Source organism: Streptomyces oceani, assembly GCF_001751245.1.
Lineage (GTDB): Bacteria > Actinomycetota > Actinomycetes > Streptomycetales > Streptomycetaceae > Streptomyces > Streptomyces oceani.
This window is the reverse complement of sequence record NZ_LJGU01000017.1, coordinates 1-253: the sequence shown is the minus strand read 5'-3', so window position 1 is coordinate 253 and position 253 is coordinate 1. Positions and strand designations below refer to the sequence as shown.

Sequence of the window (253 nt, the reverse complement as noted above, 5' to 3'; positions counted from 1 at the left end):
GCGGACGAGTTCGGCGTCAGCCGGTTCAAGGTGGCCCGGGTGCTGGAGACGGCGCTGGAGCGGGACCTCGTACGCATCGAGATCCGGGTGCCCGCCGAACTGGACGCCGACCGCTCCGACGCGCTGCGTGCCCGGTACGGCCTGCGCCACGCGGTGGTCGTCGAGTCGCCGACGTCCCCGGCCGAGGCGGTGGCGGTGGACGAGGCCGCGGCCGACCCGGAGAACCTCGGCGAGGTGGCCGCCGGCCTGCTGG

The 253-nt window shown here is 75.9% G+C and carries 1 pseudogene; it reads left to right on the top strand.

The features are described from left to right. Positions 1–253: pseudogene (locus AN216_RS00080) on the top strand (transcriptional regulator); the annotation flags it as partial.